Origin of the sequence: Corynebacterium uterequi, assembly GCF_001021065.1 — a bacterium.
Taxonomy (GTDB): Bacteria; Actinomycetota; Actinomycetes; order Mycobacteriales; family Mycobacteriaceae; genus Corynebacterium; species Corynebacterium uterequi.
In genome coordinates this window covers 697,880-721,761 of the sequence record NZ_CP011546.1, presented here as the reverse complement: position 1 = coordinate 721,761, position 23,882 = coordinate 697,880, and the positions used below count along the sequence as shown (strand labels likewise).

The 23,882-nt window shown below is 65.8% G+C and carries 27 protein-coding genes; 12 read left to right on the top strand and 15 right to left on the bottom strand.

The annotated features are described in order from the left end of the window. Window position 1: 1 nt before the first annotated feature. Both glp and CUTER_RS03405 read right to left on the bottom strand, forming a co-directional pair. Window positions 2-1,312: a molybdotransferase-like divisome protein Glp gene (gene glp, locus CUTER_RS03410; protein ID WP_047259243.1), complete on the bottom strand. Its 1,311-nt coding sequence runs from the start codon at window positions 1,310-1,312 to the stop codon at window positions 2-4. A gap of 2 nt (window positions 1,313-1,314) precedes the next feature. Then, on the bottom strand, window positions 1,315-2,259 hold the full coding sequence (locus tag CUTER_RS03405) for a UTP--glucose-1-phosphate uridylyltransferase (RefSeq protein WP_047259242.1): 945 nt from the start codon (window positions 2,257-2,259) through the stop codon (window positions 1,315-1,317). Between the two features lie 78 nt (window positions 2,260-2,337). Here CUTER_RS03405 and CUTER_RS03400 point away from each other — a divergent pair, with 78 nt between their 5' ends. Both CUTER_RS03400 and CUTER_RS03395 read left to right on the top strand, forming a co-directional pair. After that, window positions 2,338-2,970, top strand: coding sequence for a 5-formyltetrahydrofolate cyclo-ligase (locus tag CUTER_RS03400; RefSeq protein WP_052844010.1), 633 nt, complete (start codon window positions 2,338-2,340; stop codon window positions 2,968-2,970). Window positions 2,971-2,997: 27 nt separating this feature from the next. Beyond that, window positions 2,998-3,609: an SAF domain-containing protein gene (locus CUTER_RS03395; RefSeq protein ID WP_047259241.1), complete on the top strand. Its 612-nt coding sequence runs from the start codon at window positions 2,998-3,000 to the stop codon at window positions 3,607-3,609. Here the strand turns inward: CUTER_RS03395 and CUTER_RS03390 are convergent. From CUTER_RS03390 to CUTER_RS03360, 7 genes are all read right to left on the bottom strand, one after another. After that, window positions 3,606-3,830: a hypothetical protein gene (locus CUTER_RS03390; protein WP_052844009.1), complete on the bottom strand. Its 225-nt coding sequence runs from the start codon at window positions 3,828-3,830 to the stop codon at window positions 3,606-3,608. The two genes, CUTER_RS03395 and CUTER_RS03390, sit on opposite strands and share 4 nt — an antisense overlap. Next, window positions 3,823-4,410 (bottom strand): MogA/MoaB family molybdenum cofactor biosynthesis protein, encoded by a 588-nt coding sequence (locus CUTER_RS03385; protein ID WP_047259240.1) that lies wholly within the window; start codon window positions 4,408-4,410, stop codon window positions 3,823-3,825. The genes CUTER_RS03390 and CUTER_RS03385 overlap by 8 nt, the downstream gene beginning before the upstream one ends. A 50-nt stretch (window positions 4,411-4,460) precedes the next feature. Beyond that, on the bottom strand, window positions 4,461-5,633 hold the full coding sequence (locus CUTER_RS03380) for a S1C family serine protease (RefSeq protein ID WP_082121246.1): 1,173 nt from the start codon (window positions 5,631-5,633) through the stop codon (window positions 4,461-4,463). Window positions 5,634-5,708: 75 nt separating this feature from the next. After that, entirely contained in the window at window positions 5,709-7,154 is a 1,446-nt protein-coding gene (locus CUTER_RS03375) for a sensor histidine kinase (RefSeq protein WP_082121245.1), read from the bottom strand. Then, window positions 7,151-7,852: a response regulator transcription factor gene (locus tag CUTER_RS03370; protein WP_047259239.1), complete on the bottom strand. Its 702-nt coding sequence runs from the start codon at window positions 7,850-7,852 to the stop codon at window positions 7,151-7,153. The genes CUTER_RS03375 and CUTER_RS03370 overlap by 4 nt, the downstream gene beginning before the upstream one ends. A 122-nt stretch (window positions 7,853-7,974) precedes the next feature. Continuing rightward, entirely contained in the window at window positions 7,975-8,148 is a 174-nt protein-coding gene (rpmF, locus tag CUTER_RS03365) for a 50S ribosomal protein L32 (protein ID WP_047259238.1), read from the bottom strand. Window positions 8,149-8,164: 16 nt separating this feature from the next. After that, window positions 8,165-8,437 carry a type B 50S ribosomal protein L31 gene (locus CUTER_RS03360; RefSeq protein ID WP_047259237.1) on the bottom strand — a complete coding sequence of 91 codons (273 nt, stop codon included), beginning with the start codon at window positions 8,435-8,437 and terminating at the stop codon, window positions 8,165-8,167. Between the two features lie 405 nt (window positions 8,438-8,842). Between CUTER_RS03360 and rpmB the strand changes: the two genes are divergently transcribed. The 6 genes from rpmB (at window position 8,843) to CUTER_RS03330 (ending at window position 11,443) form a co-directional block, all read left to right on the top strand. Next, window positions 8,843-9,079 (top strand): 50S ribosomal protein L28, encoded by a 237-nt coding sequence (gene rpmB, locus CUTER_RS03355; protein ID WP_047259236.1) that lies wholly within the window; start codon window positions 8,843-8,845, stop codon window positions 9,077-9,079. A 3-nt stretch (window positions 9,080-9,082) separates the two neighbouring features. Next, window positions 9,083-9,247 (top strand): 50S ribosomal protein L33, encoded by a 165-nt coding sequence (gene rpmG / locus CUTER_RS03350; RefSeq protein ID WP_047259235.1) that lies wholly within the window; start codon window positions 9,083-9,085, stop codon window positions 9,245-9,247. 3 nt (window positions 9,248-9,250) lie between these two features. Further along, window positions 9,251-9,556: a 30S ribosomal protein S14 gene (gene rpsN, locus CUTER_RS03345; protein ID WP_047259234.1), complete on the top strand. Its 306-nt coding sequence runs from the start codon at window positions 9,251-9,253 to the stop codon at window positions 9,554-9,556. An 18-nt stretch (window positions 9,557-9,574) separates the two neighbouring features. Next, the gene (rpsR, locus tag CUTER_RS03340) at window positions 9,575-9,823 is read left to right on the top strand and encodes a 30S ribosomal protein S18 (RefSeq protein ID WP_047259233.1); all 249 of its coding nucleotides are present in this window, start codon (window positions 9,575-9,577) and stop codon (window positions 9,821-9,823) included. A gap of 136 nt (window positions 9,824-9,959) precedes the next feature. After that, window positions 9,960-10,790, top strand: coding sequence for a putative nucleotidyltransferase substrate binding domain-containing protein (locus tag CUTER_RS03335; protein ID WP_047259232.1), 831 nt, complete (start codon window positions 9,960-9,962; stop codon window positions 10,788-10,790). Continuing rightward, a complete protein-coding gene (locus CUTER_RS03330; protein ID WP_047259231.1) occupies window positions 10,790-11,443 on the top strand; it encodes a TetR/AcrR family transcriptional regulator in 654 nt (217 codons plus the stop codon). Before CUTER_RS03335 ends, CUTER_RS03330 begins: the two co-directional genes overlap by 1 nt. Window positions 11,444-11,495: 52 nt before the next feature. On the opposite strand, the gene purH is transcribed toward CUTER_RS03330, so the two are convergent. From purH to CUTER_RS03315, 3 genes are read right to left on the bottom strand one after another with little or no spacing between them, the layout of a single operon-like run. Then, window positions 11,496-13,067, bottom strand: coding sequence for a bifunctional phosphoribosylaminoimidazolecarboxamide formyltransferase/IMP cyclohydrolase (gene purH / locus CUTER_RS03325; protein ID WP_047259230.1), 1,572 nt, complete (start codon window positions 13,065-13,067; stop codon window positions 11,496-11,498). After that, window positions 13,060-13,704 (bottom strand): phosphoribosylglycinamide formyltransferase, encoded by a 645-nt coding sequence (purN, locus tag CUTER_RS03320; protein ID WP_169747317.1) that lies wholly within the window; start codon window positions 13,702-13,704, stop codon window positions 13,060-13,062. The genes purH and purN overlap by 8 nt, the downstream gene beginning before the upstream one ends. A gap of 10 nt (window positions 13,705-13,714) precedes the next feature. Then, a complete protein-coding gene (locus tag CUTER_RS03315) occupies window positions 13,715-15,292 on the bottom strand; it encodes a cell division protein PerM (protein WP_047259229.1) in 1,578 nt (525 codons plus the stop codon). A 242-nt stretch (window positions 15,293-15,534) separates the two neighbouring features. Between CUTER_RS03315 and CUTER_RS03310 the strand changes: the two genes are divergently transcribed. Together CUTER_RS03310 and CUTER_RS11245 are read left to right on the top strand one after the other, a co-directional pair. Then, a complete protein-coding gene (locus CUTER_RS03310) occupies window positions 15,535-16,284 on the top strand; it encodes a M23 family metallopeptidase (protein WP_047259228.1) in 750 nt (249 codons plus the stop codon). Between the two features lie 239 nt (window positions 16,285-16,523). Beyond that, window positions 16,524-17,408, top strand: coding sequence for a M23 family metallopeptidase (locus CUTER_RS11245; RefSeq protein WP_047259227.1), 885 nt, complete (start codon window positions 16,524-16,526; stop codon window positions 17,406-17,408). A 21-nt stretch (window positions 17,409-17,429) separates the two neighbouring features. On the opposite strand, the gene pcrA is transcribed toward CUTER_RS11245, so the two are convergent. Together pcrA and CUTER_RS03295 are read right to left on the bottom strand one after the other, a co-directional pair. Beyond that, window positions 17,430-19,796: a DNA helicase PcrA gene (pcrA, locus tag CUTER_RS03300; protein ID WP_047259226.1), complete on the bottom strand. Its 2,367-nt coding sequence runs from the start codon at window positions 19,794-19,796 to the stop codon at window positions 17,430-17,432. A gap of 67 nt (window positions 19,797-19,863) precedes the next feature. Beyond that, entirely contained in the window at window positions 19,864-20,196 is a 333-nt protein-coding gene (locus CUTER_RS03295) for an antibiotic biosynthesis monooxygenase family protein (protein WP_047259225.1), read from the bottom strand. Between the two features lie 67 nt (window positions 20,197-20,263). Between CUTER_RS03295 and CUTER_RS03290 the strand changes: the two genes are divergently transcribed. Further along, window positions 20,264-20,563 carry a chorismate mutase gene (locus CUTER_RS03290; protein WP_047259224.1) on the top strand — a complete coding sequence of 100 codons (300 nt, stop codon included), beginning with the start codon at window positions 20,264-20,266 and terminating at the stop codon, window positions 20,561-20,563. Window positions 20,564-20,580: 17 nt separating this feature from the next. Here the strand turns inward: CUTER_RS03290 and CUTER_RS03285 are convergent, their stop codons facing one another. Then, window positions 20,581-22,059, bottom strand: coding sequence for an NAD-dependent succinate-semialdehyde dehydrogenase (locus CUTER_RS03285; RefSeq protein ID WP_047260557.1), 1,479 nt, complete (start codon window positions 22,057-22,059; stop codon window positions 20,581-20,583). Between the two features lie 163 nt (window positions 22,060-22,222). On the opposite strand from CUTER_RS03285, the gene pgi reads away from it, so the two are divergent. Continuing rightward, a complete protein-coding gene (pgi, locus tag CUTER_RS03280) occupies window positions 22,223-23,860 on the top strand; it encodes a glucose-6-phosphate isomerase (protein WP_047259223.1) in 1,638 nt (545 codons plus the stop codon). Window positions 23,861-23,882 lie beyond the last annotated feature (22 nt).

Genomic DNA, 23,882 nt, shown 5'->3' with positions numbered 1-23,882 from the left:
GCTACCAGCGCTGCGCCACGAAGAGCACGTCGACGATATCTCCCGGACGGATCTCCGACACCGCCTCCGGCACCCGGATCATGGCGTTGGCCTCGGCGAGGCCTGCCAGCAGGTGCGCGGGCGCACCGGTGGCGCCGCCGAGTCCCTCCACCAGATAATCCTGAGTCTCGGCGTCGCGCATGAGCCGGGCACGAACATACCCACGCCGGCCCTCGATGGAACTGACGTGGTTGATGCAGCGAGCGCGGACCAGGCGCCGATGAATCGTCTTCTTACCCAGGGAGGTGCGCAGAAGTGGCCGCCCGAAAACCTCGAAGGCGACGAGCGAGGACACCGGGTTATTCGGTAGGAGCAACGCCGGGATGCGCCCTGGGCCCAAGAGACCGAAACCCTGGACTGACCCCGGGTGCATGGCCACGCGGGTGGTGTCCACGTCGCCGAACTCCTCCAGCAGACCGCGTAGAACCGCCGCGCCCTGACCGCCAACAGCGCCCAAGACGATGAGCAACTCGCTGCGCTGCAGCTGGGTTTCGATGATCTCGCGAAGCCGGCGCGGCTCCCCCGCGGCGATGCCGATGTGGTTGACTTCCGCCCCCGCCTCCTTCGCCGCTGCGGCAACGGCGTAGGAGGCAATGTCAAACACCTGCCCGTGCCCAGGGGAACGGTCAATGTCAACGAGCTCGTGCCCGTAGGACAGCACCGCTACCCGCGGGCGGGGATACACGAGCACCTTCGAACGCCCGGCGGCAGCAAGCAAACCGATCTGGGCGGGCCCCAACACCGTGCCGGCGCCCACCGCGACGTCGCCCGGCTGCATGTCGTCCCCGGCGCGTCGCACAAAGTCCCCAGAACGCACCGGGCGTTGGGCGGTCACCCTCTTGCGCCCGCGGTCGCTCCACTCCAGCGGCAACACCGCGTCGGCAAGGGTGGGCAGTGGCGCACCGGTGTGAACGCGCACCGCCTGCTTCGGTTGCAGTCGCAGGGGCTGACGCGATCCGGCAGGTACCTCTCCCACCACGGGCAGGGAGCGCTCCGGCAAGGTCATCACCGGCTGACTCGGGGTCAGGTCGGCCCCCTGGGCGTCCGGGTGATCGGCCTCGATCCCCCGGCCCAGGGCGCGTTCGCCGCCAATGTCCACCGCGCGGACGGCGTAGCCGTCGACGGCGGCCAGTGCGAAACCGGGTACCGGCACGGTGGCCTGGACTTCCTCGGCGGCCATGAGCCCTAGGGCGTCACCAATGGACATCCGAACCGGTTCGGGGATGACCGCCGCGTCGGTGACGATCGCGAGTTGTTCCTCGACGCTGCGCATCCTTAAGCCAGGCCGTTCTCGCGCTCGTACTCCGCCATAATCTTCTTGATCGCCTGATAGAGGCCGGCGCCGTATGTGTGATGATGCAAGCCAAAGTCCACGTTGGCAGTAATATACCCGAGCGGATTTCCGAGATCATGGCGGGTGCCCTCGTGAACAACGACGTGCACCGGGTGGCCTTCTCGAATAAGCAATTCGATAGCGTCGGTCAGCTGGATCTCTCCGCCCTTTCCCGGTTTCGTGCGGCGCAGCGCATCGAAAATCGCCCGGTCGAGGAGATACCGGCCGGCAGCGACGAACGTCGACGGCGCGTCCTCCGGCGCCGGCTTCTCCACCATGCCGAGGACTTTCTTAATGACCTGGCCGTCGAAACCGGCGACGTCTCCGACGGACTCAACGTCGAACACACCGTAACTACCGACCTGCTCGCGCGGGACATCGAAGGCGCACAGCACCGAGCCACCAAACTCCTCGCGCACCCGCCACATGGTCTCCAAGACGCCGGTGGGTAAGACGAGATCATCGGGAAGCATCACGGCGAAGGCCTCCTCGCTCTGGTCCAGCACGCTTTCGGCCAGGCCCACCGCGTGCCCCAGGCCGAGGGGGCGCTCTTGCACCACTGCAACCGGGGTGATGAGTTGCGCGGCTCGTTGCACCTTCGATGCCTGCTCGTCCTTACCGCGCTGCTCCAGGGTGCTCACCAGGTCGGAGAACTGGCCAAAGTGAGCGAGTACCTCTTCTTTATTCGGCGCGGTGATGATGGCGAGCCGGGAGGCGCCGAGCTGCGAGGCTTCTTCGGCGATGAGCTCAATGCCCGGGGTATCGACGACGGGCAGCAATTCCTTCGGGACCGTCTTGGTGGCGGGCAGAAAACGCGTTCCCATACCGGCCGCGGGGACGACCACGGTGTGGATGCACTTCTTGGGGTCGGTAAATGAGTCCTCCATAGAGCAAACCCTACCGCGAAAAACAACACCTAGACCCTTTTCGGAGGCGATATGGCCAAAAGTCGATACTCTTGGCTCATGTTCCCTGAGGAAGTCATCGCTGCCAAACGCCAGGCGCGGCGGCACTACCGCCACCGTCGACAGCACATGACCGCAGCGCACACTCGCCAAAGCAACGCGGCCCTGGTATCTCGCCTTGACGAACTGTTGTCGAGCTGGGGTTGCGCTGACCTCACGGTGGCCGCCTACGCTCCCCTGGCCACGGAACCCGGCGGAGCGGAGCTGCTCCCGGCGCTCGATGCGCGGTGCGAGACGATCTACCTGCCCGTTACCGGTGACGATGGGCACATGCGCTGGGCCGTCTACGCTGGTCCGGACTCGCTGCGTACCAGTGCCCTGGGTATTGCCGAGCCCACCGGGCCCACCCGCGGCCACGAAGTGCTGGCCGGCTGCCACGTCCTGTTCGTCCCGGCCTACGCGGTGACCAGCTTCGGGGTGCGCCTAGGAAAAGGCGGCGGCTACTACGACCGTGCCCTAGCTAGCCTCGGCAACCTGGACGAATCAGTACCGGGCACGGACCGCCCGCTCATCGCGGTGGTGCTCTTCGACGGTGAAACGAACGCCCAGGTGGCCGTCGAGGCCCATGACCTCGGCGTCGATGTAGCCCTCACCCCGGGCGGCGTCGTGTCTTTCCGCGACCTGGGAACCTAAGGGCCGCACCGACGCGTCTAACCAGGCATGACCACCTTGCTTGGCGCAGTCCGCTCCCTGACCATTCCCGGCTACCGTCGTCGGGTGTTTCTCCACCGCATCGCAGCGGCCGTGTTGCTTCTCAGCGCCGTGGCGTGGGCCGCTCACGATCACGTCGCCGAGGACCCCGCCGTCGTCGTATTCGCCGCTGACCTGCCCGTCGGCCACGAACTGGTGGCGGCCGACCTTCAGCTGGCGCACCTGCCCCACCGCGTCGTCCCGCACGGCGCCGTGGGCAGCACCGAGGACGCCCTCGGGCGGGTGACGGTCACCGCCGTGGGAGCCGGCGAGGTGGTGACCACTTCGCGGGTCACCGGCTCGGCGCTGGCGACCTCGCTTGCTGGGGAGGAGGCCACGACGGTGCCGGTCCGCCTCGCGGATCCGACGACGGTGGCGTTGCTCCGGCACGGCGACGGAGTCACCGTGGTCACCGCGGGTGCGGAACCCGGCGGGGAGCCGGTCATCGTCGCCACCGGCGGAAAGGTCGTTCTCGCGGATCCAGAGCACCCGGACAGCGTGCTCATCGCCTTTCCACCCGAGCAAGCCCACGCAGTGGCGGCGGCAGCCTTGGCCACCCCGCTGGGCGTTGTGATCGATTAGTTGTCGCCGCCGTAGTGCGGCGGTCGCTGTTGCAGCAGGAAGTCCAGCTCTGGGTCGCCGAAGATCATCATCGAGTCATCGCTGAGCCGACGCGCGGCGTCGAGCTCATTGTCGTTACGGTCCGCCGTGCGGTCGTAATCCGGGGCGTCACCGAGGCGAAACGCCCGGCGACGGCGCCGCGGCCGGCCGGCCGACGCCTGCGGATCCACCGGATCAGACACAGTACTTTCCGAGTTGGTCGATGAGGTGGTGGACCAAAGGCGGCAGGGTCGCCATGCCGTCGCGCACGGCGGCCCGTGAGCCGGCGAGGTTGACGACGACGGTTTGCCCGGAAATCCCCGAGATACCGCGGGAACAGGCGGCGTCGACGGCACCGCACGCCTGGCCGGAGGAGCGCAGGGCCTGCGCCACCCCGGGCACCATCTGGTCGAGAACCTGGCGGGTCGCCTCCGGCGCCTTGTCTCTCGGGCCCACGCCCACCCCGCCGATGGTCACCACGAGATCGACTCCACCCACGACGGCGGTCTCGATGGCCTTGCGGATCTGGGACTTCTTCGAGGCGACACGAACCACCGCATCGACCTCGAACTTGGCCTCGGACAGCAGCTCGGCCACCATGGCCTCGGCGTCCGGGCCGGCGAGCGGGCAATGATCGGCAATGACAACGGCAAGCGCGCGGCGGTGGGAGCGAACCTTGGTCTCCTCCTCTGCGGTGCGCAGGTAGTTCGCGTCCGGACCCTCCAGGTCACGTAGCCGCCCGTCGTCCTCCCGGAGCGACAACTCCGTTACTGAGTGATTCATCCCGTCATCTCCTGCTCGGTGCCAGGTCGCCACTGTCGTCCTCGATCAATTTACTCGGTGGTGAGTGTCACTTCTACTTGGCGGGTCTCGCCGGTATCGGGGTCGGTGACATCAAGAACCACCGTCTCCCCGAAGTCATGGGAGCGAATGGCGGCGATGAGCGCGTCAGAGGACTCGATGTGGCGATCGTTAAGCTTCGTGATGAGGTCGCCGGAGCGCAGACCAGCGGCTTCGGCCGGGCCGCCGGGTTCGACGTCGACGATCAAGCCGCCGTCGGTGAGGGAGCGGGCATCGACGGCCGCCCCGATACGCGGCTGCACGGCTTCCCCGTCTTCGATGAGCTGGGTGGCCACCCGCTGCGCGAAGTTGGCAGGAATGGCAAAGCCCAGGCCGATGGAGCCTGCCTGACCCCCGGCGCGCGACGTCAGCGAGGCGATAACCGAGTTCATCCCGACGAGGTTGCCGTTCATGTCCACCAGCGGGCCGCCGGAGTTACCGGGGTTGATAGCGGCATCGGTTTGGATGCCGTCGATGAGCGAGGACTCCCCGCCGCCTTGCGAGGCACGCACCGGGCGCTCTAAGGCAGAGACGATGCCGGAGGTCACCGTTCCTGACAGCCCCAGCGGGGCGCCGACGGCCACCACCTCCTGGCCGACGATGAGCTGATCGGAGTCACCAAATCCAATAGTCGGTAGGTTATTGGCGCCGTCGATCTTGATGACACCGATGTCCGTCGCCGGGTCGGAGGCGACGTAGGTGGCCGGTGCCGTCGCCCCGTCGTTGAAGCGCACCTGAAGCTTCGCCCCGGACTCACCCTCGGCCACGACGTGGTGGTTGGTGAGGACAAAGCCGTCCGGTGAGATGATTGAGCCCGAGCCCTCGGCGCCGCCGTTTTGGGTAACTACCTGGATAGATACCACCGCCGGCAGGACCTTTTGGGCCACCTCGGCCACGCTTCCTTCGGGCACCGCCGGCGCGTCGGCCGGCGGCTGGGTGAGGCTGTTGGCAACGTTCGTCGTGGGTTCCTCCGGGGTGTGAGAACCCAGGGTCAGCGCGCCCGCGACGACCCCGCCGCCCAGCACACCACTGCCTATCATGAGGGCAACGACGGTGGCGGTACCTATGCCGCGCTTGGCCACGGGGACAGCCGGCGGTTCCTGGGAGGTGTCAGGAGGTGTGGTGGGCTGCGTACCCGGCTGCTGCGTATAGGGATTACTCGTCATGGCTGATACCTTGCACTTTCGTTCTGACACTGCCGTGACAGCGCACTGTTGACGTGTCAGGTAGTACCTGTGTGTTTACTGTACGTCGATGTCTTCGTGGGCGCCGGGAAGGTGCCCGGGCAGCACCACACGCATGACGGTACCGCCGCCGTCGGCATCGAGCACCGTGATGGCGCCGCCGTGGTTATGGATGACCTGCTGGACGATGGCCAGGCCCAAACCCGAACCGGGCATCGCCCGCGCCTCCGGGGATCGGTAGAAGCGATCAAACACCCGTGGCTTGTCGACGTCGCTGATCCCGGGACCGTGATCGGTCACGGTCAGCTCCGCCTCCTCATCGTTGATGGCCCGCAACTGTAGCGTGACGTCCCCACCTGCTGGCGACCACTTGGCGGCGTTATCGAGCAGATTGGTCAGCGCCCGGCTGAGGGAGTGGGCTTCGCCGTGGACCACCCAGGGCTCAGTGTCGATGACAAAGGAGACGTCGGGGCGGCGGCGTCGGATGCGGTTGATGACCTCGCCGATGATCTCCTCCATCCCCACGTCCCCCTGGTCTTCCTCGCGGTGGGATTCCACCCGGGAGAGGTCCACCAGGTCGCCAATGAGCGAGGAAAACTCCTCGAGCTGGCTGATGACATCGTTTTCTAGCTCTTCGCGGTCCCGGGTCGATAGCACGGAGGGATCGCGGGAGCGAGACACCATCATGAGAAGCTCAATGTTCGTGCGCATCGACGTCAACGGGGTTTTCAGCTCGTGACCGGCATCGGCCACGAGCCGGGCTTGGCGCTGTTGGGAGTCGATGAGCGCATACACGAGCCGGTTGAAGGTCTTCGTCAGCTGGGAGACCTCATTGTTGCCCCGCACCGGCACGGGCCGCAGGCGCCCGTCCTCGGTTAGCTTAACCACCTCTTGTTCAAAGGCGCGCAGGGGGCGCAACCCGGCGATGGACAGGATAAACCCGGCGACGAAGGCCAACGCCACCGCCAGCAAGAATATGACCAATAGCACCAAATGCAGGCCGGATCTCAGCGTTTTCATCGCCGTGAGGTCGCGTGCCATGGACACCATGAAACCGTCGGCGCGGACGACGGTGATGACGCGCTTATCTCCCGAGGTGCTTAAGGCTGCGCGCAACTCTCCGAGCTGCTCCCACTGCCCCGTGGCGGGGACCACCACGTCGCCCAGGCTGACCTGCTGGACCGGCACCACGATGGACACCTCATAGCCGGGATTGTGGACATGGAACTGGCTCAGGTGCTCGTTGAGAATGGTGGGGTCGTTCGTCTCCCCTGCCCAGGCCATGGTGGTGGCGGCCTGGTCGCGCAGGTCGTCGTCGACGGCGCGGGTGAGGACCACGTCGGCCACCATGAGAATCATGAGCGTCTGCGCCCCAGCTGCAACCACAACGATGAGGATGGTCAGCAGGGACATCCGCCACCACAGAGAACCACTCGTCGTGTGCCGGAAGGTGTCGGAGAGGTCCGAGCGGGACAGCGGCCGCCAGAAGGAACGCTGTCTCACCGAGACGAGCCTTTACGCAGGACGTAGCCCACGCCGCGGACGGTGTGGATGAGGCGGCCCTCACCACCGGCTTCAGTTTTGCGGCGCAGGTAGCCGATATAAACCTCCAGAGCGTTTCCGGAACCGGCAAAGTCATACCCCCACACCTCTTCCAGGATGCGGTGGCGTTCCAGAACAATCCTCGGGTAGCGCATAAAGAACTGAAGCAGCGAAAACTCCGTGCGGGTGAGCTCGATGCGCCGCCTGCCGCGTCTCACCTCGCGAGTGTAGGGGTTGAGCCGAAGGCCTTCGTACTCAAACTCTTCCACCACGTCTTGGGACATAACGCTGGAATCGGTGGCAGCGCGGCGCAGCAGTGAGCGCACCCGAGCCAGGAGTTCTTCCAGGGCGAAGGGCTTGGGCAGATAATCGTCCGCCCCGGCGTCAAGGCCGGCTACTCGGTCGGAGATCCCGTCGCGCGCGGTGAGCATGATGATGGGACGCTCGAAGCCGGTGCTGCGCAATTCGCGACAGACTTGCAGGCCGTCGACCTTCGGCATAAGCACATCCAGGATCACAAGATCGGGGGTGGCATCGTTGATGGCCGCCAGGGCCTCGACCCCGTCCTTCGCCAAGGTCACCGTGTATCCGTTAAATCCTAGTGAGCGTCTCAGCGATTCTCGGACCGATTGTTCATCGTCGACGACCAAAATCCTCATAGCTGAATTATGCCCGATGCTTATCAAAACAGTCAGCGCAAGGTCGCGAAAAGCCCCGCCACGATGACACGTAGCGGGGCGATCTGAGCCATCACCTCAGCCGGTGACGGGTCACTGCGAGCTTAGAACTGCTCGACCTCGATGAGGCCTTCCTTGGCGGCGCGGACCAGGCGGCGCGGGATGCGCACGGTCTTGCCGTCGATGGTGACCTCCTGGAGGGCGGCGTTGTTAGCCTTCCACTGCGAACGACGCATGCGGGTGTTCGCGCGGGACATCTTGAACTTGGGAGTTGCCATTGTCTTCTACCCTCCTTTACTTCTGGGTCTTCTTCTTGCGACGGGCCATGGCACCGAAGCGCTGGTTGAACTTCTCCACGCGGCCGGCGGTGTCCATGACGCGCTGAGCGCCAGTCCAGAACGGGTGAGACTCGCTGGTGACGTCGACGACGATGAGCGGGTATTCGTTACCGTCCTCCCACTCGATGGTCCGCGCGGAGCGGGCGGTGGAGCGGGTCAGGAACTTGAAGCCGGTGCCGGCGTCCTGGAAGACTACCGGGTGGTAGTCGGGGTGGATGTCTTTCTTCATGAACTGCGTCCCTCAGGATTGAACTACGAGTCGTCTCCCCCGCACCACTAGCCGGCAAGAGGCCGGCGGGCCGGGCGATCGCGCTCGAGTTGGGTTGCTACTCTTATTCGGGCCTGCCACCCGACCGCTATGCGGCGGCGGCAGACAACTCGGGTAAGCATACAGAAGCCCCCGTACGCCCACGAAATCGCGGGCCGACGCCCGCGCACGAAACCAGGCCGACGTAGCGGAATTAGGCATTCCAGCGCCGCCCCTGTAAGCTTTCCCCTTGCTGTTGTCGAAAGTATACGTTTACGCCCCGTCAACTGGCGATGCGGCAGCGCCCCGAGCCACCCCTCACACCTCGGCTTGGCGCGGCACTTCCGCACTGTCCGGACGTGGGCGGCAAGAGAGAAAGAAGCACCCATGTCGGCTATTTGCCAGGTCACGGGACGCACGCCGAAGTTCGGCAAGACCGTCTCGCACTCGCACCGCCGCCACTCGCGTCGTTGGAACCCCAACGTGCAGCGCAAGCGGTTCTACCTGCCCTCTGAGGGCCGTACCATCACCCTGACCGTGTCCGCCAAGGGCCTGAAGGTCATCGACCGCGACGGCATCGAGTCCGTCGTCGCCAAGATCCGCGCCCGGGGAGAGAAGGTCTAAACCATGGCACGCAATGATATTCGTCCGATCATCAAGCTGAAGTCTACGGCTGGCACCGGTTTCACCTACGTCACCCGCAAGAACAAGCGCAACAACCCGGACCGCATCACCCTCAAGAAGTACGATCCGGTCATCCGCAAGCACGTCGAATTCCGCGAGGAGCGATAAACTATGGCGAAGAAGTCCAAGATCGCCAAGAACGAGAAGCGCAAGGAAATCGTCGCCCGCTACGCGGAGCGTCGCGCTGAGCTCAAGGCCATCATCAAGAACCCGAACACCTCCGACGAGGATCGCCTCGACGCGCAGTTCGAGCTGAACCGCCAGCCGCGCGACGCCTCCCCGTCCCGCGTGCGCAACCGCGACTCCCACGATGGTCGCCCCCGCGGCTACCTCCGTAAGTTCGGCCTGTCCCGTGTCCGCATGCGCGAGATGGCTCACCGCGGTGAGCTGCCGGGCGTCCGTAAGTCCAGCTGGTAAACGAGGGAGATTGCATTCATGAAGCGCACTAACCACAAGAAGGCGCGTCTCGAGCAGTCGCGTCGCCCGAAGAAGAACCCGCTCAAGGCCGAGGGCATTGAGAAGGTGGACTACAAGGACATCAAGACCCTTCGTCTGTTCATCTCTGATCGCCACAAGATCCGTTCCCGCCGCGTCACGGGCCTGACCCCGCAGCAGCAGCGTCAGGTTGCCACCGCGGTGAAGAACGCCCGCGAGATGGCTCTCCTGCCGTTCACCAGCCGCTAGATTCGTCAGCGACGAGGTACGCAACAGCGCTCTTTTGCCGCTGACTGTGTGACGCGGTAAAAGAAAACAACCGCCCCCTTTTTCCCAGGCAATGGGATGGAGGGGGCGTTGTTGTTGTGCTTGTAGACTACGGAGCATGCCTTTGCACGAATCACTCTTGGACCTCGGCGAGCTCGCGCCGCGCTGCGATTCCCTCGCTGCGGCGAAGGGGGTTCTAGCGGAGTCGCAGGAGCTGCTGCTCAACGCCCTAGCCCACCGGTTTGACCCGCCGGAGTTGGTCTGCTGGCTCAGCAAGCTGGTGCGTGACGTAGTCCGCAGCCCCGCCGTCGTGGAGCTCAGCGGGGCTCCTCTTCAGGTGACCGGCGCCTTCGCCCGCGGCGACGCGACCCCCACCACCGTCGTCGAGTGGCTGGCGGCACCGGCCGGCAACCGGGAGATCGTCGAGCTGCTTGCCGCCACCGGGTGGCGAGGACGCAGCGTCGACGCCCCCGATGCCCCGGCGCTGCTCGACGCCGGTGTGGCCACCGCGTTTGCGCCCACGAGCGCGTGGGCAGACGTGGTCCGCCACCGCCCCGAGGCGATGCACACCGCCGACGGCCGGCCGGACGACTCCGTGGTGATCCGCACCCAGACCGCGCTGTTGCGGCCGATCGCGGATCTAGCCCGCTGGGCGGCCGGTGAGCGGGCCGCGGCCGTCGTCGGCACGTGTGAGCGCCTCTCCGAAGGCGTCGCGCGCGGCGTGCTCACGGACGTTGAGCTGGAGGATCTTCTCCGGGCTCGGCGTACCGGCATGGAATTGGCCCTGTTACGCTGGAAGGCTCATACGTCAGATGAGGCGGTGGCGTGGTCTGACATGCCGGCGCTGCAGCGCTCCGCCTATGGGGAGGCAGCCCGCACGCTCGCGGCCGTCGTGAGCATGGTCGCCGCCCGCAATGAAGTATCCGTAGACGAAAGCGAGTCCGAGTAGTGGCCGGAACCGTAGGACGCCCCCGTAAGAACAGCACTCGACGACGGGGCTCCACCGCCCGCGAGGAGATCCTCGACGCCGCCAGTGAGCTGTTCACCCGCCAGGGCTTTGCGACGACCTCCACGCACCAGATCGCGGAGGCGGTCGGGATCCGGCAGGCGTCGCTGTACTACCACTTCCCGTCGAAGACGGAGATCTTCCTCACGCTGCTGCAATCCACCGTCGAGCCGGCACTGACCCTGGCCGAACGCCTCGCCGAGTCCGACGTGCCCGCGGAGCTGAGGCTGTGGGCTCTCGTGGCGGCGAAGGCTAACGCCTTGTTGGCTAGCCGGTGGAATGTGGGCCGGCTCTACCAGCTGCCCATCGCCAATTCCCCCGAGTTCACCGAGTATCACACCGCCCGGCAGGAGTTGGAGAAGATCTTCCGGCAGTTGGCGGAGGAAATCGTCGGCGTCGACGATCCTCGCCTCGACATGCCGTTCTACCTCTCACTCGCCGTGGTGGAGATGCGCAGCAACGACGGCAGCGTCAACCCCGACGCCGTCGGCACGTTGCACCCGACGGCGATCATGGTCGCCGATGCCACGCTCGACGTTCTCCACGCCCCCCTGCCCGAGGACCGCGTCCAGCGGACCCTCGCGCTGCTGGCCTAGTCACGCACGACAGCCCCCGATGCCCACCCCTTTTGAGAGGTGGGCTCTCCGTTTAGTGCGCGAAGTGGCGTGCCCCGGTGAGGTACATGGTGACGCCGGCCTTCTTTGCGGCCTCGATGACCTCTTCATCGCGGATGGAGCCGCCCGGCTGGACGACCGCCGTGACGCCGGCGGCGGCGAGAACCTCGAAGCCGTCAGCGAAGGGGAAGAAAGCATCGGAAGCGGCCACCGCACCGTCAGTACGGCGCACGTCACCGGCCAGGGTGTTCGCGCGTTCCACGGCTAGCTTCGCGGAGTCCACGCGGTTGACCTGACCCATACCCACGCCGACGGTGCCGCCGTCGCGGGCGATGAGGATGGCGTTAGACTTCACGCAGCGCACGGATCGCCACGCGAACTCCAACTCGGCGAGAAGGGCGTCGTCGGCCGCCTCGCCGGCTACGAGACGCCAATTCGCAGGGTCGTCGCCCTCGGCCTGGAAGGAGTCGCGCTCCTGCACCAGGGTGCCGCCGGAGATCTGACGGGTTTCGTAGCTCATCTCGGGGCGCTCGGCGACGAGCACGCGCAGGTTCTTCTTCGTCTTGAGCAGCTCCAGCGCCTCGTCGGTGTAGGACGGGGCGATGATGACCTCGGTGAAGATGTCCTTGACCGTGTCCGCCATCTCAGCGGTCACTTCCCGGTTGGACGCGATGACGCCGCCGTAGGCGCTGAGCGGGTCGCAGGCGTGGGCCTTGCGGTGAGCGTCGGCGATGGACTCCTCCGACACCGCGATACCGCACGGGTTCGCATGCTTGATGATGGCCACACAGGGACGGTCGTGGTCCCACGCGGCGCGCCACGCGGCGTCCCCGTCCTGGTAGTTGTTGTAACTCATCTCCTTGCCGTGCAGCTGGGTGGCCGCGGCAATGCCCGGCTCCCCGTTGGGCAGCAAGTGGGCGCTCTGGTGGGGGTTCTCGCCGTAACGCAGCGGCCGGGAGGCGAACTCTGCGTCGGCTACGTCCTCTGCGCCGGCCTCGTCGGCCTCGGTGCCCAGCTGCTCAGCGAACCAGGCGGACACCGCAGCGTCGTAGCGGGCGGTGTGGGCGAAGGCCTCAGCGGCCAGCCGACGACGCTGCTCCAGGGTGAAACCACCCTCCTTGAGGGCGTTGGCAATGTCAGCGTAGCCGGCCGGATTCGTCACCACCGCCACCGACGGGTGGTTCTTCGCGGCGGCGCGAACCATCGACGGCCCGCCGATGTCGATCTGCTCCACGCAGGCGTCGAAGTCGGCCCCGGACGCCACGGTGTCCTCGAAGGGGTACAGGTTCACCACGACGAGTTCGAAGGCGTCGATGCCCAGCTCCGCGAGCTGGTTCAGGTGATCGGCCTTGCGGGTATCGGCGAGAATCCCGGCGTGCACGCGCGGGTGCAGCGTCTTCACGCGCCCTTCCAGGCACTCGGGGAACCCGGTGAGCTGGGACACCTCGGTCACGGGGGCGCCGGTCTCAGCGATCACTCGAGCAGTCGATCCCGTGGAGACAATCTCGACGCCGGCCTCGTGCAGTGCCGACGCCAATTCCTCCAAACCGGTCTTGTCGAAGACGCTCACTAAAGCGCGCTTGATGGGCTTGCGCTCGTCACTCATGGTCGATGTGTACCTTTCTGGTGTCCTTATCCACTACCGCTGTGCGCAGCACCTCCACAATGAGGCGTCGCTCGACGGATTTGATGCGCTCATGCAGCGTGGCCTCATCGTCGCTACCGTGAACCGCCACTGCTTCCTGGGCGATGATCCGGCCCGTGTCGACGCCACCATCCACAAAGTGCACCGTGGAGCCGGTGACCTTCACGCCGTAGGCAAGGGCGTCACGCACCGCGTGGGCGCCAGGAAACGACGGCAGCAACGCCGGATGGGTGTTGATCGTGACGCCTTCGAAGCGGTCAAGGAAGGCGGGGCCCAGGATCTTCATGAACCCGGCTGACACCACGAGGTCCGGGGCGGCCGCTGCAACAGTATCGGCGAGGCGACGGTTCCATTCCCCACGGTCTTCCCCGAGGGCGACGCGGTGCGCGGGAATACCGGCCCGCTCGGCGCGTTGCAGCGCCTCGCAAGGCACGTCCGCGATGACCGAGACGACGCGATAGCGCTCGTCCTGGTGGTCGAGGATGGCTTGGAGGAGCGTGCCCGAACCGGAGGCTAGGACGACGACGCGCGTCGGCTGGCCGGCGACCTGGGCGGGATCAGTTGGGGACGGATCATTCGACGTCAACGGTGAGACCACGCACTACACCTTAGCCGGCGGGCTTATCGTCGTGGGATTCGTCCGCCGTCGTTGGTTCTTCCGGTTCCCTCGGCGCGTCCTCGTCCGCCTCGTCTGCCTTTGCAGGCTCGTCGGCGTCCTCGTCGGTGGCGTCTGCCTTTGCAGGCTCGTCGGCGTCCTCGTCGGTGGCGTCGTCGGTGGCGACGGTGGCGGGCCCGGCCTCGACCGACGTGGCGTCAGCCTGTTCCTCGGCGTCCTCGTCGGCGTCAGCGTCGTCGCCCGCGTTCTTCTGCGGCGCTTCTTCTGCTGGCTGCTCAACGCCGTCGACGACACCGTCGTCGGTGTCAGTGCTGGCTTCAGGCGCCGGTTCGTGATTTGTCGGCTGCTCGATAAATGTGCCCGGTCCTCGCAGCCGCTGTGACAGCACCAAGCCCAGCGCTGCGGCGAGCGCCAACCCGCCGCACCACGCGCCGGCAAGTGCTGGGGCAAGCCACCACGTGGGGCCGGTCCAGCCGTACTCCCCCATCACCCCAGAGGCGAGGTAGCTCACCGCCATCCACATGACTGCCGCGCCGACTCCCGCGCTGACAGCGCGCACGAATCCCGGCCGAACCGAGGCAGCGACCCATGCCGCCACCAGTGCAGAGATCAAGGCAAGGACTGACGCGAACGACGGCACCGAGGCGGGGATCAGCGCGAACAGGGGCATCGGCGGCAACGCCACCAGATGAATACCGAACAGCGACACCATCGCCGGACCGATGGTCACGTCCCCTCCGAGCAGAACGCTGACCCCACCGACGATCGCGTTGGGTAGGTAAGCAAGCGTGACCGCAATCACGCCGGCAACCGCCCCGGCGCTCAGCTTCGGGTAGGCGTGGAAGGCATCGATCTGCTGCTGGTAGTTCACGGCAGCAAGGACAACAAGAAACACCAATCCCGCCAGGCTCAACCAGCGCAGGAAGCGAGTCGCGTCGAGCCAGCCGTCCACGACGTCGCCAGGTAGACCGTAGCGCTGGGCCACCGCACGGGTGAGCGGACCGCCGACGCCCCACACCGCAGCAATGAGGTGAATGAGCAGGGTTCGTCCCACCACAATCGCCAATAGCGGCGCCGTGACGGGTAAGTCACCCGGACGAGCATCCAAGAGCGCCCAGGCAGCGATGCTGAGCACCAAGGGCAGGATCAGGACGCAAGCGAAGATAACCGCAAGGTCGACGACGCTCACCTTGGCTCGAACGATGGTCCGCACCCGCTGGGCCATGACGACGATGACGATGAGCGGGAAGGTCAGCGGCAGCACGCCAACCGTCGTGCCGTCGACGGTGATGGGCACGGCATGGGCCAGCAGCCATAGCTGGCCGAGGGCCGCCGGGACGGTGGCCGCGGTCGGACGGGTGACGATGGCGACGGCGCCGACGAGGACAAGCAAAGCGATGAGGAGGCCCGCGACCGCTAGGCCCACGGCAGGCAGGTAACGCTTGAGCTTGCCCGCGATGGTGGTGGGGCGGGCGCCGGCGGCGGTGGCGTCGCCTCCTGCGCGGGCCTGATTCCGGCGGACGGTACTGCGGCGCGACAGTCGGGATTTGGGGCTGGTGTTAGTGCTCATCGAGTACTACTGTGCCACGAAGGGCCGACGGGTTTGCGCACCTGCTCCGGCGCGCTACGATACTTCCGGTCATGGGTTCAGTTGTGTCAGTCCACACTGGTTTTCTGGCGACGCAAAGAAAGTGCTCGTATTACTTGCACACACGCGTCCGAGACACTACTGTGACTCTTCGTAGATAACGAGATGGTCACGGCTCCATCACAGAGCAGGTGACACTAACGCGCTAGAAGGGGACACACCTCATGGGCAAGAGCAGCCAGTGCCAGGTAGCTGGAAAGCATCGCAAGTCCAGCACGCTGCAGTCCACCACTGGCCGCGTTGCCTTTGTTGCCATCACCTCTGCCACCGTGGCCGGCGCCGGCGCCGCTATCGCAACCGCCGAGACCCCGGCACAGGCCGGGACCGTTGCCCCGCAGATCGAGCTCACCGGCCTGACCGACGCCATTCCCGCTGGCAGCTCCGCCCCGCAGACCCTGGCTCTGGCCGAGTACAAGCCCGTCGCCGGCTTGGACCTGCAGCTGACCAAGGCCATCGACGCCGCCACGGAGCACTCCCTCGCGTTCTCCAGCGTCGATCCGGCTGCCCAGCTGTCGAGCTTCGCCGGCGGCAAGGTGGCCAAACCTGCCAACGGCATTTTGAGCTCCGGCTTCGGCATGCGCTGGGGCGCCATGCACGCCGGCATCGATATCGCTAACGCCGTGGGTACCCCGATCTTCGCGGTCATGGACGGCACCGTCATCGACTCTGGTCCGGCTCAGGGCTACGGCCAGTGGATCCGGATCCTGCACGACGACGGTTCGGTGAGCGTGTACGGACACATGGAAACCCTCAACGTTGGTGTCGGCCAGCGGGTTGCCGCCGGCCAGCTCATCGCCGGTATGGGTAGCCGCGGTTTCTCCACGGGCCCGCACCTGCACTTCGAGATTCACCCGGCCGGCATGGGCGCCGTCGATCCGGCTCCGTGGCTCGCCGCGCGCGGCATCGGGCTGTAAGCCGCCGCGCTCCCCTTCTCTCGTATCTCCCCCCTTCTCTCGTATCTCCCCCTTCTCGCAGTTCCTGCGAGAAGGGGTTTTGCTATGCCCACACACCGTCACCACCACGGGCGCTCATAGACACTTGTGAAGGGTTCGAGCTGTTGAAATCTGCCGGTGGAGACGCTAGATTCACTTAACGTGTCGCCACACTGGCCACATTATTAACACCAGTAACTGGCAAGGATTCTGATCTCTTCATGAAACGCACCCTGACCACCCGCCGCCTCACCGGTAGCGTCGCCGCTACGGCCGTCGGCCTCGGCGTCATCACCAACCCTGCGGCCGCGTCGGCCCAGGACATCACCATCGACCTCGGAGCCGTCGCAGAGGCGGCCCAGGACCTCCAGACCGCGTCCGAATCCCCCTCCGGCATCACCGCTAACGACCTTGTCAGCGGTGCTGCCGGCATCGCCGCCGCCATCAACGTCTCTCAGGCCGACGGCCCCGGCGCACCTTCTGCCCCTTCCTCGCCGTCCACGCCGACGAGTGCGTACTCGGATTCCCCGAGCTCTGCTAACCAGACCTCGCCGAGCGCCGCTGAGACTGCTACCGACTACCGCAGCGTGACCCCCACCGAGTCCGAGGCCACCATCGAGCGCGACGAGGTCGACGAGGAGAACGAGGCCCTCGCCATCGCTAACGACCGCCCCGCCAACATCGGTCAGACCGCCGACGGCCGGACCGTCGTCTTCCCCACGACCGGCCGTTTCACCTCCGGGTTCGGCCCTCGCTGGGGCCGCTTCCACTACGGCATCGACATCGCCAACCCCATCGGCACGCCCATCCGCGCCGTCATGGACGGCACCGTCATCGCCACCGGGCCCGCCTCCGGCTTCGGCAACTGGGTTGTCATCAAGCACGACGGTGGTGAGAAGTCCGTTTACGGACACATGGCGCAGTGGGACGTCTCCGTCGGCCAGCGCGTCGAAGCCGGCCAGGTCATCGCGTACATCGGCAACGAGGGCCGCTCCACCGGCCCGCACCTGCACTTCGAGATCCGCCCCGATGGCACCACCGCCGTCGACCCTGTCCCTTGGTTTAAGCAGCAGGGCATCTCCATGGAGGCTGCGCTGCAGGCGTAGCCTCGGTTTCCGCCACGAGCCCTAGAGCTTCTCCATGGGCAGGTTCGGCATCACCATGAGCCGAACCACACCGGCCCGGCCGAAGTCGATCGTGGCGAAGTCTTTGCCTGCCACCACCGACATCTCGGTGACCTTGCCCAGGCCATACTTCTCGTGGTTGACGCGGTCCCCCACCGACAGCGACAACCGGGCAGCGCCCGCCCGGGGTGCCCGGGTCACGTCGGCTCGCCGCGGGGTGAAGCGTCGCTGTCGCTCGGCACCGGCTGCGTAGCGCGTACCGCCGCCCGGCCACGCTGCGGTGCCCCAGACGTCTGCCTCTGCAGGTTCCGGCTCGAGGCGACGCCACTCCACAAGATGCTCGGGAATCTCGCTGAGGAAACGGCTAGCTGGATTAGTCACCGCCGAGCCCCACGATGAGCGCAGCAGCGCCCGAGTGAGATAAAGCTGTTCCCGGGCGCGGGTGATGCCCACGTACGCCAGGCGTCGCTCTTCGGAGAGCTCCTTCGGGTCCCCCAGCGAACGCAGGTGGGGGAATTGGCCGTCCTCCCAGCCGGTGAGGAACACCACGGGGAACTCCAGGCCCTTCGCGGTGTGCAGCGTCATGAGCGTGACCACACCCTGGTCGTGCTCGGGGATTTGATCCGCATCCGCCACCAGCGACACTCGCTCCAGGAAGGCCTGGAGGGAACCGGGTAGTGCCTCTCCTTCCTCCGGCTCGAATTCTCCGCCGTCCATCTCCGCGTAGGCGATCTGGTTAGCGGCTTCGGAGGAAAACTCGCGCGCGACCGACACCAGCTCGTTGAGGTTTTCCAGGCGGGCGCCGTCCTGCGGATCGTTCGACGCCTCAAGCTCGGCGCGGTACCCCGTGGTATCAAGTACGTCGGCAATGAGCTCGCCCAGATCCGGCATGCCGGTGGCTTCGTTGCGATGAGAATCCATACGGTGGCGAAGCCCGTCGACGAGCTCGAGGAAGCGGCCGATGGCGTTGCGCGCGCGGGTGTTGAGCCCGGCAACCTCCCCGGCAGCGGCGTCGCGCAGTGCCGAGCCGAAGGAGATTCCATGATTGTCGGCGTGCAGGGCGACGACGGCCTGCGCCTTGTCACCGATCGCCCGCTTGGGCACGTTAACGATACGACGCAGGCTCACCGTATCCTCCGGGTTGTCGAGGATACGCAGGTAGGCGATCATGTCACGGATTTCGCGTCGTTCGTAGAAGCGGGTTCCGCCGACCACCTTGTAGGCGATGCCGGTGCGCAGAAAGATATCCTCCAGCGCGCGGGAGGCGTTGTTTGTGCGGTACATGATGGCGATGTCGTTATAACTGCGCCCGTGATCGGTAAGGCGGTCGATTTCCTCGGCGATGAACCGGGCCTCGTCGTGTTCATTATCCGCGACGTAGCCGACGATCTTGTGGCCCTGGCCGTGCTCGGTCCACAGGTTTTTCTCTCGACGTCCGTCGTTTTGGGAAATGACGGCATTCGCGGCGTCGAGGATCGTCTGGGTGGAGCGATAGTTTTGTTCCAGCAAGATGGTGCGCGCGTGTGGGTAGTCGCGTTCGAATTCCTCAATGTTGCGGATGGTTGCTCCGCGGAACGCGTAGATGGACTGATCCGAGTCGCCAACAACGCACAGGTTGCTGGCCGAGGCGCCGTCGCCGACGAGGGTGCGCACCAATTGGTACTGCGCATGATTGGTGTCCTGATACTCGTCGATGAGCACGTGCCGGAACCGCCGTCGGTAGTACTCCGCCACCTGCGGATGTTCCTGGAAGATCCGCACGACCTCGCCGATGAGGTCGTCGAAGTCCACCGCGTTCGCCGCCCGCAGCCGCTTTTGGTACTCGGCATACACCTCCGCGACCGTGTTCTCATAGGGGTTGCGGGTCTGCTGTGCCGCCTCGCTGGCCGACGCCGGGCTCACCAACTCGTTTTTGTACTGGGAAATCCCATTCGCCAACGCCCGAGGGGTGAACTTCTTGAGGTCGAGGGAGGCCTCTTTGGCAATCATGCTCAAAAGCCGGCGGGAGTCATCCGCGTCGTAGATCGTGAAATTGGTATTCAGGCCCGGGACCAGCTGGGCTTGTTGACGCAGGATACGCACGCACACGGAGTGGAAGGTGGCTACCCACATCCGTTCCGCCTGCTCACCGACGAGCGCCGCCACCCGCTCCCGCATCTCCGCCGCGGCCTTATTCGTAAAGGTAATCGCGAGGATCTGCCACGGCGCCACTTCGTTGGTGGCGATGAGAAAGGCAATGCGCCGCGTCAGCACGGCGGTCTTTCCCGAGCCGGCGCCCGCCACGATGAGCAGCGGCGCCCCGAGGTGCGTGACCGCCTCCGCCTGCTGGGGATTAAGGCCCTGGATGAGATCTGCGTGGGAAGTAGCCATAGTGCTTAACAACCTACTACGCAGCCCGCACACGAAGCCGTGGGCCAGCGACGGATGTTCGAATGGTTTAGGACTGGTCGAGGGAGTCCAGGACGACGTCGAACTCCAGCAACTCAGCCTTCATCGACACCGGCCGGCGGGCGGGCTGACCGTCGGCGCCGTCGGAGCCGTGGGCGTGTGCCGCCCGGCCTTCGCCGGCCCACCACGCGTCGTACGACGCCTGATCTGCCCAGCGAGTGACCACAAAGTAGCGGTCCTCGCCCTTGACCGGGCGCAGCAGCTGGAAGCCCTCGAAACCGGGCTGGGAGTCGATGGCGTGCTTGCGGGCGGCGAAGCGTTGCTCCAGGACGTCGCCGGAGCCTTCGGGGACAGTGATGGCGTTGATCTTGACGATGCTCATGGTGCCAACCTAGCGCCTTAGGCCACGACTCTCCCCCACGGGGCGGGGTCGTGGCAGAATCGAGCGCATGACCAATGACTTTGAGGTGCGCATGCCAACGGGTACGGATGATCCGCTATCGGATGCGGAGATCCAGCAGTATCGGCTGGAGATCGATCGCCTCAACCGGGTCATCCTCGACGCGGTGAAGCGCCGCACCGAGGTTGCCAAGGCGATCGGCAAGACCCGCATGGGCTCGGGTGGCACCCGCCTAGTCCACAATCGGGAAGTGGCTATCATCAACCAGTTCCGTGATGAGCTCGGCGACGAAGGGCCCAACCTCGCCGGAATCCTTTTGAGGTTGGGACGCGGCCGCCTCGGCCACTGACGCCACTGCTGCCCTAACTAGGGCAGCGCGATGTACTTCGGCTCCAAGTATTCGTGGATGCCTTCGAATCCACCCTCCCGGCCGAGTCCCGATTGTTTGACCCCGCCGAAGGGCGCCGACGCGTCGCTCAGCGCTCCCCTATTGACGGCCACCATGCCCGCCTCTACGCCTTCGGCGAGTGTGAGCGCGTGCGCGAGGTTCTCCGAGAAGACGTAGGCGGCCAGCCCGTAGCTGGTGGCGTTGGCGAGCCGAAGCGCCTCCTCGTCGTCGGCGAAGGTGCGCACGGCGAGGACGGGGCCGAAGATCTCTTCGTCGTTGATGCGGGCATCAGCGTCGAAGTCGCTGAGCACGGTGACCGGGAAGTAACACCCCTGTTCCGGCAGGCCGTCCGGGAAGCTGTCGCCCAGGTGGCGCACGCCGCCGTGGACGAGGGCGTCGTCGACGAGCTCTCGAACCTTATCCACTTGATCCTGCCCGGATAGTGCTCCGTAGTCCGCCTCCGGGTCCGTGCCGCGGCCGATCCGGTAGCTCTTGAGGTGTTCGATAGCCCGCGTAAGGAAGGCATCCTTGATGGATTCGTGAACGAGGAACCGGTTCGCGGCGATGCACACCTGCCCCGCGCCGCGCATCTTCGCCACGGCGACGGCCTCGGCGGCAGCGTCGACGTCAGCGTCCTCCGCGACGATAAACGGCGCGTTTCCGCCCAGTTCCAACGAGGTCTTCATCGAGTGGCGAGCTGCCTTGGCGGCCAGCTCCTGGCCTACCGCGGTGGAGCCGGTGAAGGTGAATTTCCGCAGGCGGGCGTCGTCGAGCAGGTCCGAGACCGCCGCCGACGTGGCGGTGGGCACGACGGCAAGGACCCCGTCGGGCAGCCCGGCGTCGCGCAGCAGCTGCGCGAGAAAGAGCATGGTCAGTGGGGTCTTCGACGCCGGTTTGAGCACCATGGTGCAGCCGGCGGCGAGGGCCGGCGCGATCTTACGCGCGCCCATCGCCAGCGGGAAGTTCCAGGGAGTAATCGCCAGACAGGGGCCGACGGGTTCGTGGGTGACCACGATCCTGCCCGAACCTCCCGGAGCTGGCCGGTAGTCCCCGCGCACCCGCACGGCCTCCTCGGCAAACCAGCGGAAGAACTCCGCGGCGTAGGTGACTTCCGCGGAGGAATCGGCGAGAGCCCGGCCGAGCTCCGCGGATTGGAGGTAGGCCAGCTCGTCTGCGTGGTCGTGGATCAGTTCATAGGCGCGGTAGAGGATCTCGGAACGGCTGCGGGTGGCGGTGCGTGCCCACGCGGTGTGCGCGCGACAGGCGACGTCGAGGGCGCGGCGGGCGTCGTCGTGGCTCGCCGAGGCGACGGCGGCGAGCACGGTGCCATCGGATGGATTAAGGACGTCGAAGGTGGCGCCATCGGAAGCTGAAACGAAATCGCCATCGATGAACAGTCCACGCGGAACGCGGGTGAGCAGGGAGTCAAGGTCGAAGGACGAGGACGATGTGGTCATATCCCCGTTGTACCGGCGACCTGAGGAAATGTCACCCACCTCACACCTTTTCGGTCTCGTTGGGGTGACGCAGTGTAAAACCCAGGCCCATTGTCAGCCTTTCGGACTACATTGGGATATACGACTATTCGCACAACCAGCCCTAAAGGAGCGTGTATCTCTCATGGCAGATATCACCACGACCGACGCCTGGCAGAACCTTTCCACCCTGTTCGAGTCCAAGTTGGACCTCAACCTCCGCGAGCTTTTCGCCGCGGACCCGCAGCGCGCCTCGAAGCTGACGTTCGACGCCGCCGGCCTGCACGTGGACCTGTCGAAGAACCTCATCGACGCGGAGGTTCTCGCGGCCCTCATCGAGGTTGCGAAGGCCGCCGACGTGGAAGGCCGCCGCGCGGCGATGTTCGGTGGCGAGCACATCAACAACACCGAGGATCGTGCGGTGCTGCACACCGCCCTGCGTATTCCCGTTGATGAGGATCTCCAGGTAGACGGACAGGACGTCGCCGCCGACGTTCACGAGGTCCTTGGTCGGATGCGTGATTTCACCCACGCGCTGCGTTCCGGCGAGTGGCTGGGCCACACCGGGCACACCATCAAGAAGATCGTCAACATTGGTATCGGCGGTTCTGACCTGGGCCCCGCGATGGCGGCGAAGGCGCTGCGCAGCTACTCCACCGCCGGCATCACCGGCGAATTCGTCTCCAACGTGGACCCGGCGGACATGATCAGCGTGCTCGACGGCCTCGATCCGGAGTCCACCCTCTTCGTGGTGTCCTCGAAGACCTTTACTACCCAGGAGACCCTGGCCAACGCGCACGCCGCGAAGCGCTGGCTGCTGGAGAAGTTCGACGGCGACGAGTCTGCCGTTGCGAAGCACTTCGTGGCGGTGTCCACCAACGCCGAGAAGGTGGCTGCCTTCGGCATCGACACCAAGAACATGTTCCCCTTCTGGGAGTGGGTGGGCGGCCGCTACTCCATGGACTCCGCTATCGGCCTGTCGCTCATGGCGATCATCGGCGGCAATGAGTTCATGCAGATGCTTGAGGGCTTCCACGCGATGGACGAGCACTTCCGCACCACCGAGTTTGAGAAGAATGTTCCGGTGCTCATGGGCCTGCTCGGCGTGTGGTACACCAACTTCCACGGCGCCCAGACCCACGCGGTTCTGCCCTACTCTCAGGACCTGGCCCGCTTCGCCGCCTACCTGCAGCAGCTGACCATGGAGTCCAACGGTAAGTCCGTGCGCCGCGACGGCACCGCCGTGTCCACCCAGTCCGGTGAGATTTACTGGGGCGAGCCGGGCACCAACGGCCAGCACGCCTTCTTCCAGCTCATCCACCAGGGCACCAAGCTCATCCCGGCGGACTTCATTGGCTTCGCCCGCCCGAAGGGCGACATGCCCACCGCCACCGGCGAGGGCAGCATGCACGACCTGCTCATGGGCAACTTCTTCGCCCAGACCAAGGTCCTGGCCTTCGGCAAGACGGTCGACGAGATCAAGGCCGAGGGCGTGTCCGACGAGTTGGCGCCGCACAAGGTCATGCCGGGCAACCGCCCCACCACGACCATCCTCGCCGAGGAGCTGACCCCCTTCACCCTCGGCGCGCTCATTGCCCTGTATGAGCACATCACCTTCGTCCAGGGCGTGATCTGGGACATCAACTCCTTCGATCAGTGGGGTGTGGAGCTGGGCAAGCAGCAGGCTAATGACCTGGCCCCGGCCGTCGCTGGCGAGGTGGCCCCCGATACTGGTGACTCCTCCACCGATGAGCTCATCTCCTGGTACCGCTCGAAGCGCTAACCTGCGAAGTTGTCGCTACCGC

What these genes read in the sequence shown, in the direction of transcription:
- glp (WP_047259243.1), bottom strand. Translation starts at nt 1,312, where the DNA reads ATGCGCAGCGTCGAGGAACAACTCGCGATCGTCACCGACGCGGCGGTC.
- CUTER_RS03405 (WP_047259242.1), bottom strand. Translation starts at nt 2,259, where the DNA reads ATGGAGGACTCATTTACCGACCCCAAGAAGTGCATCCACACCGTGGTC.
- CUTER_RS03400 (WP_052844010.1), top strand. Translation starts at nt 2,338, where the DNA reads ATGTTCCCTGAGGAAGTCATCGCTGCCAAACGCCAGGCGCGGCGGCAC.
- CUTER_RS03395 (WP_047259241.1), top strand. Translation starts at nt 2,998, where the DNA reads ATGACCACCTTGCTTGGCGCAGTCCGCTCCCTGACCATTCCCGGCTAC.
- CUTER_RS03385 (WP_047259240.1), bottom strand. Translation starts at nt 4,410, where the DNA reads ATGAATCACTCAGTAACGGAGTTGTCGCTCCGGGAGGACGACGGGCGG.
- CUTER_RS03380 (WP_082121246.1), bottom strand. Translation starts at nt 5,633, where the DNA reads ATGACGAGTAATCCCTATACGCAGCAGCCGGGTACGCAGCCCACCACA.
- CUTER_RS03370 (WP_047259239.1), bottom strand. Translation starts at nt 7,852, where the DNA reads ATGAGGATTTTGGTCGTCGACGATGAACAATCGGTCCGAGAATCGCTG.
- rpmF (WP_047259238.1), bottom strand. Translation starts at nt 8,148, where the DNA reads ATGGCAACTCCCAAGTTCAAGATGTCCCGCGCGAACACCCGCATGCGT.
- CUTER_RS03360 (WP_047259237.1), bottom strand. Translation starts at nt 8,437, where the DNA reads ATGAAGAAAGACATCCACCCCGACTACCACCCGGTAGTCTTCCAGGAC.
- rpmB (WP_047259236.1), top strand. Translation starts at nt 8,843, where the DNA reads ATGTCGGCTATTTGCCAGGTCACGGGACGCACGCCGAAGTTCGGCAAG.
- rpmG (WP_047259235.1), top strand. Translation starts at nt 9,083, where the DNA reads ATGGCACGCAATGATATTCGTCCGATCATCAAGCTGAAGTCTACGGCT.
- rpsN (WP_047259234.1), top strand. Translation starts at nt 9,251, where the DNA reads ATGGCGAAGAAGTCCAAGATCGCCAAGAACGAGAAGCGCAAGGAAATC.
- rpsR (WP_047259233.1), top strand. Translation starts at nt 9,575, where the DNA reads ATGAAGCGCACTAACCACAAGAAGGCGCGTCTCGAGCAGTCGCGTCGC.
- CUTER_RS03335 (WP_047259232.1), top strand. Translation starts at nt 9,960, where the DNA reads ATGCCTTTGCACGAATCACTCTTGGACCTCGGCGAGCTCGCGCCGCGC.
- purH (WP_047259230.1), bottom strand. Translation starts at nt 13,067, where the DNA reads ATGAGTGACGAGCGCAAGCCCATCAAGCGCGCTTTAGTGAGCGTCTTC.
- CUTER_RS03315 (WP_047259229.1), bottom strand. Translation starts at nt 15,292, where the DNA reads ATGAGCACTAACACCAGCCCCAAATCCCGACTGTCGCGCCGCAGTACC.
- CUTER_RS03310 (WP_047259228.1), top strand. Translation starts at nt 15,535, where the DNA reads ATGGGCAAGAGCAGCCAGTGCCAGGTAGCTGGAAAGCATCGCAAGTCC.
- CUTER_RS11245 (WP_047259227.1), top strand. Translation starts at nt 16,524, where the DNA reads ATGAAACGCACCCTGACCACCCGCCGCCTCACCGGTAGCGTCGCCGCT.
- pcrA (WP_047259226.1), bottom strand. Translation starts at nt 19,796, where the DNA reads ATGGCTACTTCCCACGCAGATCTCATCCAGGGCCTTAATCCCCAGCAG.
- CUTER_RS03295 (WP_047259225.1), bottom strand. Translation starts at nt 20,196, where the DNA reads ATGAGCATCGTCAAGATCAACGCCATCACTGTCCCCGAAGGCTCCGGC.
- CUTER_RS03290 (WP_047259224.1), top strand. Translation starts at nt 20,264, where the DNA reads ATGACCAATGACTTTGAGGTGCGCATGCCAACGGGTACGGATGATCCG.
- CUTER_RS03285 (WP_047260557.1), bottom strand. Translation starts at nt 22,059, where the DNA reads ATGACCACATCGTCCTCGTCCTTCGACCTTGACTCCCTGCTCACCCGC.
- pgi (WP_047259223.1), top strand. Translation starts at nt 22,223, where the DNA reads ATGGCAGATATCACCACGACCGACGCCTGGCAGAACCTTTCCACCCTG.